The organism is Arthrobacter sp. B1805 (assembly GCF_002929745.1).
Taxonomy (GTDB): domain Bacteria; phylum Actinomycetota; class Actinomycetes; order Actinomycetales; family Micrococcaceae; genus Arthrobacter_D.
In genome coordinates, this window is the sequence record NZ_PJIQ01000003.1 from 64,824 (window position 1) to 82,673 (window position 17,850).

The 17,850-nt window shown below is 59.5% G+C and carries 6 protein-coding genes; all 6 read right to left on the reverse strand.

Going from position 1 to position 17,850, the window contains the following annotated elements; all coding sequences use genetic code 11:
- Window positions 1-7: 7 nt before the first annotated feature.
- Window positions 8-1,249 (reverse strand): McrC family protein, encoded by a 1,242-nt coding sequence (locus CXQ96_RS04450; RefSeq protein WP_104116841.1) that lies wholly within the window; start codon window positions 1,247-1,249, stop codon window positions 8-10.
- A complete protein-coding gene (locus tag CXQ96_RS04455; RefSeq protein ID WP_219816086.1) occupies window positions 1,249-4,299 on the reverse strand; it encodes an McrB family protein in 3,051 nt (1,016 codons plus the stop codon). Before CXQ96_RS04455 ends, CXQ96_RS04450 begins: the two co-directional genes overlap by 1 nt.
- Window positions 4,296-6,851, reverse strand: a complete 2,556-nt coding sequence (locus CXQ96_RS04460) for a DNA methyltransferase (protein ID WP_219816087.1) — start codon at window positions 6,849-6,851, stop codon at window positions 4,296-4,298. The genes CXQ96_RS04455 and CXQ96_RS04460 overlap by 4 nt, the downstream gene beginning before the upstream one ends.
- A 66-nt stretch (window positions 6,852-6,917) precedes the next feature.
- Window positions 6,918-8,219, reverse strand: coding sequence for a hypothetical protein (locus CXQ96_RS18595; protein WP_219816088.1), 1,302 nt, complete (start codon window positions 8,217-8,219; stop codon window positions 6,918-6,920).
- Window positions 8,219-11,077 carry a helicase-related protein gene (locus CXQ96_RS04465; RefSeq protein ID WP_104116842.1) on the reverse strand — a complete coding sequence of 953 codons (2,859 nt, stop codon included), beginning with the start codon at window positions 11,075-11,077 and terminating at the stop codon, window positions 8,219-8,221. The genes CXQ96_RS18595 and CXQ96_RS04465 overlap by 1 nt, the downstream gene beginning before the upstream one ends.
- Complete coding sequence (locus CXQ96_RS04470; protein WP_104116843.1) at window positions 11,074-16,248, reverse strand: DEAD/DEAH box helicase; 5,175 nt, start codon at window positions 16,246-16,248, stop codon at window positions 11,074-11,076. Before CXQ96_RS04470 ends, CXQ96_RS04465 begins: the two co-directional genes overlap by 4 nt.
- Between the last annotated feature and the right edge of the window lie 1,602 nt (window positions 16,249-17,850).

The following is a 17,850-nucleotide window of genomic DNA, read 5'->3' on the forward strand; positions in this document are numbered from 1 at the left end:
TTTCTCCTCACGCTGAAAGTTCTTGCCTAATCTCCAGGGCTCGCTCGGTGTGCCAAGCATCGTGGGCCGCACGAGCGAGCTCATCGACACGCTTCAGTAGCGTCTCCGGCGACTGAGAAATATCTATGGGAAACTCAACAACCGAAACGCCGGTGTTTCGCATCCTCCGTTCAAGGGGTTCACCAGGACCGGCATAAACGAGCCAGGCCCGCGATACTTCGAGAGCGGTACAGTACGCGAGCATCTGGTAGTGGTCCGCGTTGGGGTACGCGCCCGACGGCGAAGCCGCCTTGTACTTGGCATCGAACACGAGCGCCGGCCGGCCAGCTACCGAGTGCACAATATCGACGTATATCTGCACCCGGTCGCGAGGACGTTGCGGCTCGAGCTCGTCCATAAACGCCTCGTACTGCCCCGCTGTCTCCCCCGGGAATCGATCCAAGGCCTCTCGCAACGCCGTGGTCAGGAAATCCTCGAAGACAGTAGCCATATTGACGACGAATGAAGCGACCGAATAGCGCCCCGCTCCAGCTTCTGCAGACATATTCCGCAAAATGACCTCAGAAAGACGCAGTGCTGGCACATACCGCTCGTTGATCCGAGACTCGGTCCACGACGGTAGCGGCGCTCCAAAACGCAACAGTGACACGCCATCGAGTTTCGAGTCGAGATGCGCCAGCCGCCATCGAATGGATTCCGAAAGCCTCGGGACCTGCATCATCAACCGAATAGCTGCCCTCAAGATGCGGTTCTCCGGGATGTCCGCCGTGAAGTCGTCGAATGAAACCTCAAGCGGCAACAGCATCCCCGGCCGACGTGTCATCTGATCACCAACACGTATCCGTCCACGAACGGTCCTCAACGCCTCTTCCACATGGACATACCCGCACAGAGCCCCCCGTTCCAGTGCACGTTCGCCTTGCCGAGCCACCGACTCTCCGAGCGCGGCAAACAAGTCCGTATCTTCGACTCCCTGAACGTCATCCGGTCGGAAACCCGGACTCTTCGCGTATCCGAGCAGAAACAGCAGTCGGCTTAGCCCGACCTTCTGCTTGGGTTTCACTTCCACCAGAAGGTCTCCGACTTGCACCGCGCCCACTCTGCCGGCTGGTGTAACAAGCATGCGGTCGTTGTGAGCGGGCGCGACGGCGACAAGACCCGTCTCGCGTAACGTCGCGGCTTCCTCGGAACTAATATCGACCAAATTACCTGCGAATTGCAGCTCGTCGAGGACGATCGTGCGGATCATTAGAATTGTGCGCCCGGTTGCCTGAAAGCTGGGTCGCCGGCCTTCTCCTGGAGGTCCTCTCCCGGCCTGCGGTCAAGCTCCGGATTCCCGCCTTCCGCTGACGGTTCGGCGGCAAACGCCAAATCTACCGGTCCGGTTTCCGGCGCGGACTTGCGGAGCATCGCTTGCAGGCCGAATTTCTCACGAACCTTGTCCCGGTTGAGCCGCCCGTAGTACTGCTCCTCCAACAATGGGAGAAGTTCGTACTTCCAAATCTCTTCCAGCCCTTGGTCAGTCTCGGCATGGGATTTCATGAAGTAGGACGGGCCGATCATCAGGTCCCGGTTGCCAGCTTCCAGCGATATTTCCCTGTTCAAGGCGTTGAGAAGGTCCGCTCTCAGCCGGGGCTTGCCATCGGCGTCGAGGAACCGTTCAAGCATCCCGGAAATCATGCCCTCCTGCGGATGAAGTTCCACAAAAGCGAACCGACGGCGAATAGCTGCGTCCACCATGGCAATCGAGCGGTCCGACGTGTTCATCGTGCCAATGATGAACAAATTCGGCGGCAGCACGAACGTCTTCTCAGGGTTGTATTGCAGGTTAATTCCCTGGTCTCGGTACTCAAGGAGAAAGTAGAGTTCACCGAAGATCTTGGCCAGGTTGCCCCGGTTCATCTCATCGATGATTAGGAAATACGGCTTATCCCGATTCCCGTCCAGCGATGCCTCGGCGGCGATCCGGCGCAACGGACCGGGCTCCAGACTGAATCCCACCGAATCACCGTTCGTCTGCGCCGGCCGATAACCCTCGAAGAAGTCCTCATAAGCGTACGACGGATGAAATTGCACGGTCTTGACGTGGTCACCGTGCTCTTCACCAGCGAGGTAGCGCGCGATCTTTCCGGCAAGGTAGGTCTTACCCGTTCCAGGCGGTCCATAGAACACGATCTGCTGCCGCGTCTGCAGGAGCCGAACGACCTCCTGCAGGCTCTCCAGATCGACGTGGAGTTTTGCCGCCAACTCGGTCGAGGCCGGGCGAAGTTGAGGTACGACGGCGGGTTGCGGCTTGGCGGCAGGCTCCTCCTCAGTGCCTGGTTCAGTCGGATCTTCCTCGGAGTACCAGTCGCTGATGGCAGATAGCCCGTCGGTGAGATCGACTACGGAGCCCTGTTCCTCTAACAGACGCGGTAACGGCGCGGTCAAATCAGCGTTGCTGATCGGCGCCTTGCGCCAGGCCACGCTCCGCCGCAGCCGCGACGTCTCGTCATCGACATATTCCGCTGCGCCGGTCACTACACCCAAATGAAGCCTGTTCTCAAACTGGGTGAGGACGAAATCGTCCACCTTCATCTGGCTGAGGAAGCGGTAGTACTCGTGCGCGCGAGCTTTGCGTTCGGAGTAGTCGATGTGTTGGTATCCCGTGTTTACGGCGGCTTGGATCTCATCGAAGCTGGCGCCGGGCGCTGGCGATCCTAGGTGCTGAGCGCGGGTCGACACGAAGCCGTTCGTCAGCCAAGTGTCGAGCATCGCTACCCCTGCCTGACTCTGCCGCACCAGCCATGCCCGCTGTCCTACATCCTCGCCGGGCGTCTGCCATTCGCTGAGATAGGGCTCAAGGTACCACTCCACGTAGTCACTAGAATCGCCTCGCTGCGCTTGTTGTATGGCGTGAAGGTCCTTCGCGATATCCGTCTCTGACCCGCCACTTGGTCCGCCAATGATTGGAGCGAAGGCGTTGCGAATACGGATACGGTGATCCTTCTTCACGACGGGTTGGAGGTATCCGGGCCATGCGAGGTACTCGATGCTGTAGCGGATTGTGGGCCAATCGCTCTCCACGGACTGGGTCATCCTGATGAAAGTCCATGGATCGGCGAGGGCGGCCTCAATGAGGCTCATGGGCTGAGCAACGACGTGTTGAATGAAACGCGTGAGCCAAGCGATGTGGTCAGCGACCTGAATGTTGAAGCCGACGCCACCGTTGAACGAGCCTGTCGCTTCAAGCCCATCTTCGAGCTCAGGGGTGAGCTTCACCGGCTCACCAGGCACCCACGAGAGAACCTTCTCGATGCGGGCGATCTTGGTCGCAGGGGTGACGTTGGCCAGTGGCACCACCTGCAGATAGAGGAGCTCAGCGGCCAGGAGCACGGTGGCACGGCTAGCACCCGCCAGCTGGCGCTCAAGCTTCGCCATGAAGCTTCCCGGACCGACGTCTGTCCGGGCACTGCGGCTGCCTAGATCCGCGGCGGCCTCTGCGGTCCACGTGGTGGTGCTGTTGTCCAGCGCGGAAGGTTCACCCCGTAGTCCCGCGCCTAGGATCAGCCAAGCCGCTGTCTCAACCTCAGGAGCCTTGCTACTACCTCGCAGTAGATCCCTTTCCGTGCCCTGCGCTTTCACTTTATCTCCCCGCCATTCCCGAAAAGCCTTCGCTTCGTCGGCGTCCCAAGTGGAGTCAGGATCGACGTTGAGAACCGTCCACATAAGACCTTGGGCGTCCAGACGGCTCCGAAGTTGGATCCCGTAGTCTGGCGCTAGATGCAGCAATTGATCCATGCTTTGAAGGAAGACGGCGTAACGCTCCGAGGGTGGCCCATTGATACCGCGGTCCGCCCAGCCGACGAGTTTGAGGAAGTCCTTCGCAGTTTGGGGTTTGTAGGGCGGACACATGAGCGGATCCCGAGCGAGAAGTAGAACGGAAGCAAACATGGTTATCGCGCCGTAATGGATACGTTCTTCGTCCGCGGATCGCAATCGATCTCCGAAGGTGCTCATCGCTCCAGGATCGGGTTCGCCAATCCATAGCACCTCAATGGCTGACCGCAGGAGGTCCGGTTTAGTCCGTGCCATAGCGGTCAGACGCATCTTGAACCACTGATCGATCAGATTAGAAGATCCGACGTCTTTCACCAGGGCTTGTGGCCACCCAGCCTCATCTGCGAGGAACAGCTGTCTCGTCCTGCTGAGACGTTCGGCCAGCGCGAGCTTGTAGAAGTACTCTTCGTTGTCCAAGTCGACGGATCGAGCGAAGCGGCTTGCATACGACATGAACTGTGTCCACGCTTCGCTACTCATACGATCACCTCCCGAGCAGGATGTCGCGGACCTTGTCCCGGTGGGGGGTTCAGTGTGGAAGTGTAGGGAACATCGGTGTCGAGGGCTAGCTGCATGGCGTCGTATGCCTCGAGGATCAGCCGCTTGGTTCGATATTCGCCGTATGCAGCTTCGTCCTTGCGCTTCACGATCGGGAATGTATCCATGATGTAGTCGACGTCGGAACGAGAAAGCTTGTAGAGGTGGAACATGTGTGCGTCCAACTCGACTCTCAACGCCGCCCGTCTATCACTATCCCACCGGAACGGCTCCCCTTCGTCGCCGCAATCGGTTGCGAAATCGCTCATATCATCGGCTGTCCAAATGAGTTCCAGCACATAGTCGCGCGGATCGAGGAAGCTGTCCGCAAAGGCCTCCGGTCGGGGCACGGCGAGCTGGTTCAGGATGTATGCGCTTACGTTTGTTCCTCCTAACTTCTGGCGCATCACGTAATCAGCTACAAACGAATTTAGAATGGCCACTAGGGACAACAGGTCAGACATGTCAGATCGCGTGAACATACACGTCATACTGTTGGCTGCGCCGCTTATGGGTAACACAAGAGGGATCAAGGTACGTTCATCACTAGCTCTCGCGATTTTACGAAGAGCTAGAACCCAATCCCGAGTCCAGCCCCTCCTCGTCAATGCTTCACGAGCGAAGTCAGCCGCAACCCAGTACCGCGGCGTTGCAAATGATCCTCTATCCAGTGGGTCCGGTTTGTTTCCTTTTACTGATTGCCACCGATGGTTATAGGCATGCGCCATCTTCGATTCGTAAAGTGGCACGGTCATGTCACCAGGTTGGTCCAGGAATTTCGCGCTGTCGTTAGCCATATGTATCACTTCGCCAAATGAGACACCCCATGGATTCCCCCCAAACCGATCAGTCTCGTCCACCAGGACCGGGACCCGACGGTAGATGCTCAGAGTGATCTCCGCGTCCCGGCGCGTTCGGAAGATTGGGAGCGTACCCGTGTTCGGGTTGATCAGTTTGATCTCGTCAGGACTGAGTGCGAACTTCGTGCCATCAATGTGTGCCGGGTCGTGAAGGAAGAAGGCAAAAGAGGCCACTTCAGACTTCGAGAACCGGCCGGCCATCGTGAGCAGAGAGAATTTGAAGCTGCGGTGAACGCCTTCGAAGATTGGAGCGGCGTTCTCGAAGTCGTAGAGCGCCGCGATAGTGCTGCTTTCCACCAGGTCCTTGAAGAAGTACTGCGTCGTGGCGTCCGTAGCGATGCCGGTTGGCACGATGATGCCCGATCTACCGTGAGGACCTGTCAGGTTTCGAAATAGCTCCGCAAACACCGCATAGGTGTTCACATCGCCACGACCGTTGAACGGGTACCGGCCGGATAAGCGCATGCTGACACTTTGCCCTTCAGCATTGCGCTTGGCTGCGAGAAATTCTCGATGCAGAATCGGATCGTTTTCGGCAAGCTGTTTGATCAGGCGGGTACGCGCCGCCGCGTTCGGAGCTTTCGCGACTGCTTCGTTCCGGGCTGCGAAGAATTCCTGTTCCTGAAGCTTCACCCGTTCCCAGGGCGGGTTGCCCAGCACGCAGGAAAATCCGCCCGGCCAGCCCTCGGCCCCGTTTTCTCCAGCGTCGGGATCGCCAAACACTTCGGGAAATTCGAGGTGCCAGTGGAAGAAGCGGTACTCCCGGGTCAGGTTTCGGATTTTCGTTACCGTCTCCGCGAAGCCCGCTGATTCGCCCGAGTCACCGAGCTGCCTCACTACCGATGAGGTTGGCGGTTCCGGTTCACCTGCCCTCAGCGGCCAGACGAATGCAGCGCACCAGGCGTCGGCATGGAGGCGTTTCTGTTCCATCTCGTTGGAGTGGTCAAACGCCTCGTACGCCTTGGCGCGTGAGCGTGCATCCTCAACGCTTGCCACGGGCTGAACGAGTTTTTGGCGACGGTCAATCAGCTGCGCGACGCTGGCCGTGGGCGCACCAAAGCTGAACGCTTCCTGTCCCCGTCGCTCCACTTTGTTCCGCTTCTTGACCTCTGCGGAAACCTTTTTGTCATCGCCCTCAATGACGCCGAAGGCTTCGTCGGGTACGCCATTCGACAACAGTGCCGGCGTGGTTCCGAGCAGGCTATTGCCGATCTTGATTCGGGCATCAAGGAACCCGAGCGGTTTGCCTGGTTCCATAGCTTCAAGCCATAGCGAGACCTTCGCCAGTTCTGCTGCCAGGTCATTCATATCGACACCGTAGATGCAACGCTCGACCACGTCGTGAAGAGCATGCTGAATCTGCGCTGGAGTAGGCTCGTCCTCTCCGGCCCTCACTTCAGCGAGACGTCGGGCGATGCGGCGGGCTGCCGCCACCAGGAAACCTCCGGATCCAGAGGCAGGGTCGCATACCGTAAGTGCCAACAAACGTGCTTCACGATCCGCGGCGTCGACTCCACCGTCGACAGCCTCATTCAGCAGCGGGTCTAGGGTTGTATCGAGCAGGGCAGACACAAGCCGCGGTGGGGTGTAGTAGGAGCCTGTGGTTTTGCGCTCATTTCCGGACAGTCGGACCAACTCGAATGTCCGGCTTTCAGTGTCAATGCGCGGAATAAGTTCAAGCAGCGATTCGTAGACCGAGCCCTATTCCTCGGCACCCAAATGGTGGTAGTCGACAGGTTGGAGCCTCTCGGTTCTCCCGACCACCCAGCTCAGTTTGCGTATGGCCGCAAGGTAGTCCCGGTTTGCCAGTTCCGCGCCGAGCAGCAGATCCGGATTCGGCTGTTGTTCAAGCTGGACCGCACGGCTGTCCGGGTCAAATAGCCCGCCCAATGCGGGCAGTCCGACAGCATCCAGTCCGTTCCCGCCAAGTGCATTGAAGACGATCTTCTGCGTCCGCCATAGGTCAGGGTGCGGGCCGCCGTCTCGGTTGCGCACCATCTTGCGAAGTCGTTGGGTGGAAAAGTAGGTCGCGTATCGCTCCTGGGCAGCCGTGGATGCGTCCGGCGAAAGCAGCGCTCCCCGGTCTTCCACGACGAAACAGAACAAGAGTCGATACGCGGTGCGCAGTAGCGCTTTGTGGAACTCTCGCGGGCTCAGCTCTCCACTGTGCAGCGCGTCCATCAACCAGCCGTTATCTGGATGACGGAGGAAACCAGTACCCAGGTGCATGAGGGCCTTCTCGACCCCGAGTCCGAGTTTGTCGAGTGCCCGGGCGCCTGCGTCAATGGACTCGCTGCGCCAGGATTCGAGCCAGCAGTCAGCCGGCGGAGCATCCGGCCCTCCGCGCTTAGCCAGACGGGACTGGTGCGCGAGTTGCCAAAGAATCTGGAATTCGGGGTAGAGGTCTGAGTCGAAGATGGTTTCAAGGTCGAATTCGATGTACGCAGATCCGGCGAGCGCTGTGGAGTCGCGCAGCAGGCGCAGTTTGAGGCCGTTGCTCAATATCGCCCAGAGGTGCTCCTCTTCCCTATTGAGGAACTCCTGCACCATCGCTTGGGGCGCGCGGGAGGCTCCCTCGACCCCGGGGTTGCGGCGGTCCAGGTCCACACCCGGGCCTAACAGGTGAATGGGTACGGCTTCCCATCGATGAGAGATGGGGTATGCCGCGTCATCGACGTGGAAGCCGCCGCTGGTCGTCGGGACCTGCCCATAGCCGAACTCCCGAAGCATGACCAGCAGCCACTTCTGCCGGGCATCACCGGTACCAGGACCTTTGGCATCGGGGCGCTTTCTAGCATCGAGTTCACGCCATGCCTGCCACGCGGATTTCAGGTACATCCAGGAGCGGGAGGCAGCGTCGCGTACCGTCTCCGTTCCGATGAGGTGATACGTAGTGGGCTGGAGGCTCTTGGGATCGCTCACTTGGCCGGATTGGATCCGCCCCAGAAGGGACGGCGGTACAACTCCGCCAACGACGGTGATCGCCTGAAATGCTGTACTCACTACGCCGCTCCCATCGGATTGTAAATATAGACGCCGAGAATGTCGGCAGGCAGGTTCGGCTCTACCGCAAGTCCCCGAATGCCTAGCTGTCCCGCACGGTCCCCGCGGGCCGAAATTCGGACTTCACGGTGCGCATCGCGTATCTCTTCTGCCACCGTTATTGCCTTCTCGTTCAGGGCATCTTGGAGCAGGGGAATCGCCTTCAGGATGCTGTCCATCTTCTCAGTGACATCGCCGACGTTGCCGGCGGGCTTCGCCGCGAGTAGAGCCTCTACCCCTGCTTCGTCCAACCACATGGGATTCATCGGGCTCCCTTGAAACGCGAGGACCCGTGCTTCCTCTGCCATATCGGTCCGATCTCCCAGCCGGGCAGGGAGAACCAGCTTGGTGCGGAAGCGGACTAGGAGTGCCACAGTGAGAGCGTCGACGTCGTTGGTTTGAATGAAACCACAGCGGCGAGCAGGGCGTTCTTTACCGTCGAGCTGATCGTCAAGGGCGGAGTTGAGCACATATTGGGCTGCTGCCGTGACCATCGGGTCGGTTCGGACGAAGACAGATGTGTTGTGCGGCGCCGGAAAGTCCCGGACGAACTGCACGGATGTGCGGCCGCCCAGAGCGTTACGCATGCCAGGTGCCGCAGTGGCAAGCTCTGCAACGAGTCCGGCCGGCGTGGGCTGTGTGTGGGCTCCGGTTTCTTCCAGAGCTGCACGAATGAACTTCTCGACATCCGCCGGATCGCCAAGACTGCGCCGAGCGGCGTCGACGACCTTCTGCACTTCATCAGGCCGCACGGCATTCTGGGCAAAGCGTGACCGGCTGGCCCGTTCCTGTTCTGCGCTGCTACGCCACTCGGTTTCCAGCTGCTCGGCCTCCGTCGTGAGAGTAAACAGTTCCATCTGGTCGCCTTGCTTACCCCGCATCAGGATGCCCTCAAGCAAAGCAGCGAGAACCTGATCACTCTTCGGCGGTACAGGCACGCTGATACCCAGGTCCCTCCGGATACTCTCGTGCTTTCGCAGCAGAACGTCGAGAACAATTCCATCAATGCCGTTGTCATCGCCGTAGATGGTCACGGCACGGACAGTGTCTGAGGTCTGACCGAAGCGGTCTACCCGGCCTTCTCGTTGTTCGTGGCGAGTTGGGTTCCACGCCAGGTCATAGTGGACGACTGCCTGGAATCCGTCCTGGAGATTGACACCCTCCGAAAGACAGTCGGTCGCCACGAGCACCTTGGGCATGTTCCCGGCCTGCTCGGCCTGGTTCGCCACCCGTGCAGCGCGCTCCTCTGCGGGCAGTTCGCCGGTCACGACCTCGACCAAGAACTTGTTTCGGCTGGCCGAACGTAGGAAGTCAGCCACATAGTGTGCCGTGGGAATGAACCGGCAGAAGATGATCGGTTGAAATCCTTCTGCGATCAGTTTCTGCACCCGTTTCTGCAGCAACTGCAGTTTTGCGTCGGTCGCCGGTACAGCTACGAGCTCAGAAGCGGTTTTCCAGAACGAGTTTAGACGGCGCTTGACTGTCTCTGACTCCTCAATCGCTTCCAGGCGGGAGCCGGGGACGACGTCGATAGCTTCGCCGCCGTCGTCTTCCACCTGATCCATCACAACGGCCATGCCGCGTTTCTCGGCTGCAGCATCCGTTTCCGCTTCCTCGGTAGCGGCACGGGTTTTGAGTGTTGCTGCTGCAGCAGCAGGGGAGGAGGCCATGGCACGCAACAAAGAGAGAGCTGACCACCAGCGTATGCGTTGATCCAGCTTTGTTCCCGTGGTGTCTTGAACACGACCGCGCACGTATTCGAGAACTGCATCGAAGAACGCCCGGTGCTCCGGGGACAGCTTGTAGGGCAGCTCTATCGTCTCGCGGTCATTCGGAAACTTGGTGTCCGACTGGAGATAGCTGCGGATATCGACGCGCCGACGCTGCACCATGTGGTCGGCCAGCTTGCGACGTCCAGACTCGTGGGAAAGGTCAGCGGTCTTGAGGCTTGGATCGAGCAACCCGATGAGGTTGCGGAAGGCGGCATCATTACCGCTATGAGGGGTCGCTGTGACGAGAATGAGGTGTCGGCTTTTGTCGTCGGCCAGTCCTCTCACCAGCTCGTACCGCTGGGTTCTGCCGGAGCTGCCCTTGCCGGTGTCATCAGCGGTTACTCCATGGGCCTCATCAACGATGACGAGATCGGGAGCAGTACGCAGGAAGTCGTGCCGCTTCGACTCGGACTTGATGAAGTCGGTCGAGACTATGGTGTGCTTGAAGTGCTCGAAGATTGAGCTGTCGTAGCCCGCCGCTCTCTGAAGCTTTCTCGCCGTGCCCGGCAGTACCAGCTGCGCTTCGATGCCGAACTTTGCGGACAGCTCCTGCCGCCATTGCTCCGCCAAGCTGGGCGGGCAAAGAACCGTCAGCCCTTTGGCATCGCCTTGGGCAAGAAGCTCAGCGGCAACCAACCCAGCTTCTACCGTCTTGCCGATGCCGACGTCGTCAGCAATCAGAAGCCGTACCGTCTCCTGGCGGAGCGCCAGGAGTAGGGGCACCAGCTGGTAGGGGCGAGGGGAGACATTCAGCCCGGCAAGGGAGCGGAATGGGCCGCCGCTTGAGCGGAACCCTATCCTGAGGGCGTCCCGCAGGAGACGGGCGCTACGGTCATCGCCCAGGTCTGTGGGAGAAGGTAGTCCGAATGACGCGGACCGCACTTCCTCGATTGCGGGGATGACACCTGCGATGTCTTCATCGGTGCCACCGATGGGTCTAAGGACGAGGAACTCTTGATCGCTTCCGGGCAGAACCACCCATTCCCGTCCACGGGCAGAAACCAAAGAACCGACGGCGAAAGTAGTTTCCGCTGCAGTAATACTCACGTGGATACTCCAAATACGTTCGGGTGGCGGGAGATGAAACCGTCGAGGTCATCAGTGGAGGTTGCGGTGATCACGTTCCAACTGCTGAACGTGAGCGCCAGAGCATCGATAGAGGGCCTCGACTCGTCCTCCACAATTACAGCGGTTGGCAGTGACACTTTGCTCGTGAAGGTGAAGTCCACGACGTTCCCGGCTATGGTCGGGCCGACGTCGTCGGGAAGGTTATAGCCGCCGTCCGTCAGCCGCCTCAGAAAGTCCTCTGCCCGCGGGCTGACGGGTTGCTTGCCGCTCATGGGGTCTGGTTGCGCTGCTTTGGGTTCAGACATCGGTTTCGTCGTTGCTTGCGCTATCTGCTGGAGCAAGTCGATCACCAGCCGCCGGTCGATGGCTTCATGGGAACGCTGATTACCGTACGACAGTAGGCAGCGGTAACAGCCGCGAACACACGAGGTGTCATCGTCTTCTCCGTTGGCAGGGTTTACGTGAATGATTTCGAGCGCTTTGGCGGCCACCTTGGCTATGGCGTCAGGCTCGCTTTGCAGGCGCCGCAGAACGCCGGCTCCACCTTCGGCGGCCTCTACGAACAGAAGACGGCCACGGTCATCTGCGTCATTCAGGCGTTCGCTTGCCAGCTCTGAGTCCTCGAGCTGGAAGACCGCCTCGATCCCCCGCTCAATGGCGTACTGCATAGTGGTCGCCGCTTCATCAGTGACTTCCTTTGCCCACCTAAAGATCGCGATGTTGCGCCTGTCCTCCACGAACGGAGTAATCATCTGCTTCTTTTTTGACTGCTCCACCGTGGTGTCATCAACGTCGCCACCGTCTCCGGACTCTTCGGTTGCGCGTTTCTCGGAGAGCCATTCACCGGTGATCAGATCCAGCCAGAAACCGTGCTTGTCCTGATCCGCGCGGTTGCGCCGGCCCAGGTTAGTTACCCGGACGGTGGCTCCGTCACCGTAACGGACTTCGCCGAGGAGGTCCCCGTCGTTGTAGATGCCTGCGTCCACACGCCCCGGCTTCTTGCCGTGAGGGGCGAAACGGTAGGTGGTGACAAGCTCAAAGCCCTGCCGGTTTCGCTCTTCCTCGTCAGCGCTGATCCGTTCCCGTCGGCGGGTTATCACCGATTGGAGCTGCATCAGGTTCGACCAACTGCCGCCCAGCGGCTTGTCGCAGGACTCGCAGACGTCGATACCCGGCTTTCGCTCGTGCAGATAGCCGCAAGCTTCACACACACGGGCCTCGGTTAACACGACATCCCCCGCTCCGCCTCCATCCGAGTCGCGGGGAAGGCTGACGCGTTTCACTTGATATCGGGCGCCCTCGTGGTAGATGAGGGCATCCGGGCCGAACTCGCTGATCGCGAGAAAGCGCGAGCGCTGCAGCCAGGTGCTGTTGTTATCTCGTCCCTTGCGGATTCCCGGGATAAAGGCCGCCAGCGGCAAGCGGGGGAAGGAGTAGCCAGGCAGAAAGCCTTCTGACGCCAGATAACGCAACGTATAGAAGTCAGATTGACCGCGGGAATCACTGTCATTCAGCAATATTTCAAGCCGCTGGCTAGCCTCACGGTGGCGGTTGTTGGCTTCCTCCCGCTGCTTGGAGGTGACCGAGTGATCCTGGCTCGCTCTGTGTGCCGCATCCTGCTCGGCCAGCGCGTTGCGGTAGAGCAGCCGCCATCGATCGCACGCTTCGTTGAGCGCGCTGAAAGCATCGTCGATGACATGGTCCGCCCAGTCCGCGCTCCACCAGACCGTGTCGGCGAGCTCGTGCTGGATTGCGGAGAGCAGGGATTTTGCCGATCCCTTTGCGCGCGCTGCCGCGCTCGGGTCTTCGAGGAAAGACCGGATCTGCGGCTGGATGGGGTAGGTCTTGTCCTCCAGTTTGAGAAGCCCGGCCAGCGACTTCCCGAGGCCGTGGCTTGTGGCCGATAGTGCTTCGGCCAACCAGACAGCATGAACGTGGGACCGGATCAGGTCCTCGTTCGCGAAGTCGAGGCGGGGTGGCTGAACCTGGCCCGCCACCATGAGATCAGAACGCTCGAAGTAGTAGCTGTCGTGCGCGCTTCCCGTGGCGCAGTACGTAATGACTAGCGCGGGCTGCCCCGAGCGACCTGCACGGCCGCTTCGCTGTGCATAATTTGCCGGCGTCGGCGGCACATTGCGCATTGCGACGGCATTAAGGCTCGCAATGTCGACGCCCAGTTCCATGGTGGGCGAACAGAAAAGCAACGGCAGTTCTGCTCGTCGGAACGCTTGCTCCCGCTTCTCACGATCTTCTGACCGGACCTGTGCGGTATGTTCGGCAGCCTTCAGACCGGCAAGCTGGCTCCCTGTCTCCAAGTAAAGGTCCTTGAAGAACTTGATGACACGTGGCTTCTGGTCAGCGTGGTAGCTGCGGCGCAGAAGATCGGGCGCACCGTACTCCCCTGCGCCTTTCTCCAGGACCATCGTGGACAACTTGAGCCGGTAACCCGAAAGTTTGCCTTCGACAACTTCGGCTATGAGGCCTGTCTTGTGCAAGATCTCGAACAGGGACGCGATGACCTCATTGGTCTCGGCCATCGAAAGCTTTCCAGCCGACGACGCTGTTCGAGCAAGCCACCGCCCAAAGGTGCCATGGGCTGTGACGGGAAGGATGTTGCGGAAGGACGCGCTCTTCTTAGGTTCTGTCGATACGAGCCCCACATTTGGATCCGGTTCCCGCTCTGGAAGGGCCCAGATGCCGGAAAGATACTCTCGGCTACGGTTCTTTACCTTGTTCAACCAATCGACGGTGAGTTCTTCGGCGTCGATGGCCAGCACCCGGCGGAACTCGTCCAGCAGCACCGTGATGATCTCTTCGCGTTTGCCTGCGTCCATCACGCGGAGAACGTAGTGGGCAGACTCCCAGCGCGCATCCTGCTCGGCCAGTCGTCGCGCGTTCGGATATTGAACTTTCAATAGGCCGGTCTGTTCCAAGTTCGGAAGGGTGATTCGCCATCCACGCTGAAGATCCCGAAGAGCACGGTAAGTAACGACGTCGTGGAGCGCACGTCTCGTCGGTCGAGCGTCGAGTGGGTCTTCGATCTGGGCGTAGTCTCCCCACTCCAAGTTGAGCGTATTGACGATCGCTGTTCCGAGATCCGCTGCTTCGAGGCCCTCTTCTCCTGCCGCAGCGACGGCCTGATAGACGGCGGCACGCAGTTGCGCAACCTGAACGAAGTCGTTGAGGTGGCCGGCCTGCAGAGACGCGTCCTGGCGGTTGTCTACGAAAGTCAGGAGTTTCTTGGCTTCTGGGGCGAGATCCTGACCTATGTCGGATTTCAGTAACTGCACGAGCCTCGTGGCAATAACGGTCATGGCACTGCTACGGCCCTCCTGATCCAGAGTGACCAATTTGGAGAACTCTCCGCTGCGTGCGGATTCGTAGGTCACCTGACAGTTCAAGCAAAATCCGAGGCTGCGCGGTATCCATGCAGCGAGCTGCCCGTCTGAACTTGTGGCTGCGTTGTCCATGGCCGCTTCACCGCTCAATCCCACACTGTAACGCTGTGGCAGACGCTTGCGCTTCGACTCGATGACTGGATGACCTGTCTCGGCGTTTGTAAGCCAAGACGCTGGTAGGCGACCAGACTCAACCGCCTGGTCGGGCCATTCCTGTCTTGTGGAGATGAAGAGGTAACCATCGATCCCACGGTCCTCCCCGCCGTCGTCCTGCAGTTTCAACTCATGGCGGGCAATGAAACGGGACCCTTCAGCCGTCTCCACCAGGCGGGCCATGAGGTATTCCTGGCCACACTCCCGGCAAAAGGCTAGAGGGTATAACCGCTTCTCCTGCTCGCCCGTCGTGAGCTGAAAGTCCGTTTCGATCAGACGGGTAGCTTCCGGTTCGAGCGTTGTGTAGACGGAACCGCCCTTTGAGATGAACTGATGAAGGCGGAAGGCGAAAAGTGGGCGCCCTGCTTGCGACTTAGCCTTCGAGCCTGCCAGAAGAGTGGCACGGATTGCCGTTGCACAAGCTTTTGGGTCTTGGCCGGTTTTCGCCGCCAATACTTCGGCGGCTCCAGTGATTGTTTTGGGGGCGCTGCGAATAAGCCGACTGGACTCAGCTTCTGTGGTCAGACCGAAGGTATCCTCGATCCACGACGCGAGGGAATCGGAGCGGAGGGAGACATAACCGCCGCTGATGGTCGCGCTGCTGAACTCTGCATCACCACGCTCCAACACCGCAGCTTTGAGATCCTCGGTTGTCTGATCTCTTACCGTGGTGGCTCGGACAAGCGATTCCGTCACGACGTGGTCGGGCTTCACCTCGGTGCCGAAGATTCGTGTGGCTACCTCGGCGATGTCTCGCTGCTGCTCTGCCATAGTTCCGCCGGAAGACATGGTGGCGGATGTTCCAACGCATTGGAGTGTCTCCTGAGCGTGACATGCGTCCCGAAGACGGCGGACGAGTAGAGCAACGTCCGCGCCCTGTCGGCCCCGGTAGGTGTGCAGTTCATCCAGAACAAGGAAGTTCAGTCCGGACGCTGCCCTGATGAGCGACTGCCGTTCCTCAGGACGCGTGAGGACGTATTCGAGCATTACGTAGTTGGTCAGGATGACATCCGGGGGATTCTTGAGGATCGACTCGCGCTCCTCGCCTTTTTCCTGGCCCGTGTACCGCTTAAAGGTTACCGGCGATTCCCCGCCGAATCCGTACTCCAAAAACTTAGTGAGTTCTTCCATTTGGCTATTGGCGAGCGCGTTCATGGGGTAGACGATGATGGCCTTGATGCCTTTGCCGCTGCCCTCGCGGAGCACGCGGTCGACGATGGGGACTATGTAGGAAAGCGACTTCCCCGATCCTGTACCGGTCGTCAGGACGTAGGAGTGCCGACCGGCCGCTATGGAGACGGCATCCGCCTGATGTTTATGGAGAGTGAATGAGCCGCTCCCCCGGTCCTTCATGTCCTTCTTCGACCGGAAGATTTCCCGGCACTGCTCGTGCAGTATGCCGCGATCAACTAGCTCATCGACGCTCCCACCACTCTGGAACGAAGGGTTGAGAGAAAGCCAAGGGTCGGGCCATTGGCGTCCTTGGTCCGCAAGTTCGCTGACAGTCTTCCGAATCCGATCGTCCTGTATGTCGACGAACCCCTCGGTGAATGACCTGTAGCCGTCGATCAGTTCATTCCGAATTCCAAACGCATCCATGCGTCATCCCCCTACTTCTGGCAGCACTCGCTCTACTCTATGCTCGTTGAGCTTTCAACTGGGCTCATGACGTCCTTGTAGGTTCAGCTGCGCTTTCCTGTACCCGGCGGGCTTGTTGGGACAGCGCGTACGCTGGTTGACAAGGGCCAACCGTCGCTCCCCCTGCCGGTGTACTTGCCGCGCTTTTGGGCGGATGCTTGTGCTCTCTTCGATGCGAAGCTGATCTGCTCGGCAGAAATTGTCCTCCGAGGTAGTACAGAGGGACGCGCTGCTTCGGCCTCCTTCGCCTTCTGAGCCTTCTTTTGTTGACTCGTCGCTTGTCCGGCCCAGGTCTGCCCTGGAACCATTCCTCGCCCGACGCATTCACTTTCCGCTCCCTTCGTACGATGCTTTGGAATGATCTGCCTCCTTGGCGAGATGGAAAGTTTCAGCCCGCAGACCGGGCAGTGCGCGAAGATTGGGACGTTCCGATGATCGCTACCGCCTCCGGGGTGGAGTGGTGGCGCTGCGATTCTCCAATTGGGCTTGGTATGGCCGGCCACTACGCACAGGCCGCCGTTGGCACCTCGATGTTCCGCTGGCACGGTCTGACCGCTACCTACTCTGGGCACTCTTCGACCGCACCGCGGGCAAGTAAGCGCACTCCGCCTCGCGTCATCATCTGTGCTAAGCACCTTCAATCCTTCCCTCGGCTGTCAGCTAATCGCCAACGCTGAATGACACTTACGGCGCTGCCACTAAAGCAGATCCGAAAAGATCGGCCGACATCGCTCGCTGCAGCTTCCAGTGATGGCGATGGGGCCTCTCCCCCGAGTGCTGAATGTAGTCGACCTCACCTAAGCGTGCGGATTTCAGTCCGGCCACTCCTCGGTTGGACGAGTGAAGAGCAGCACTTGGGACCCACGCGACTTGTGATTCAGATAGCCCTGCCCCGTAGGGCTGGTGATCGACGTCGGATTCTGCGATCCTCAGCGAAAGAGGTCAGGGTCAACCGCATAATCTCTGTGCATCGTTGCCGCAGAGTAATTCTGCTGGTCCTTATTGAGGGTGACGAAGAGGCGTCGGTCGACGTCGCCGTGCGCCAAGCAAGCCTTCTCGGTGCTGCACGTCTTTGCCTGCTTCGAGGGATTCATACCGCAACACAGTAAGAACTTCCCCCACCTTCATCGCGTGTGACAGCAACGGGATACGTTGCATTCCCACACCGAAATCCTTCCCTGCATGCGCGGATGACTCTGACGGGGCAGGCGTCGTTGCCTGCGTAGAGGAGGTCAAGTTGGGAGAGGTCGTAGTTGCCTCGCTCCCATTCGACTTGGCTGAGGTCGACGTCGTCGGACACATCAAAGAGATGGAAAGGCACCAAGAGGTTGGTGTCGAGGGCATCCCCAAGTCACAGTTCGCTCGCCCTACGACCTCGAAGACCTGGTTGGCGACGTTCACGCAGTCGTCCCGCTCAGGTGTTCCCGACAGACCGAGTAGCTGCTGCGGTGTGAGGTGGTCGATCAGGCTTCGGTAGGTAGGCGCAATGGCGTGTGGAACTCGTCGATATCGACGAAGTTGAAAACGATAACTGCGGAACAAGGTCTCTATAGAACTGTTAGA

Coding starts and splice junctions, on each gene's coding strand:
- CXQ96_RS04450 (WP_104116841.1), bottom strand. CDS start 1,249: ATGATCCGCACGATCGTCCTCGACGAGCTGCAATTCGCAGGTAATTTG.
- CXQ96_RS04455 (WP_219816086.1), bottom strand. CDS start 4,299: ATGAGTAGCGAAGCGTGGACACAGTTCATGTCGTATGCAAGCCGCTTC.
- CXQ96_RS04470 (WP_104116843.1), bottom strand. CDS start 16,248: ATGGATGCGTTTGGAATTCGGAATGAACTGATCGACGGCTACAGGTCA.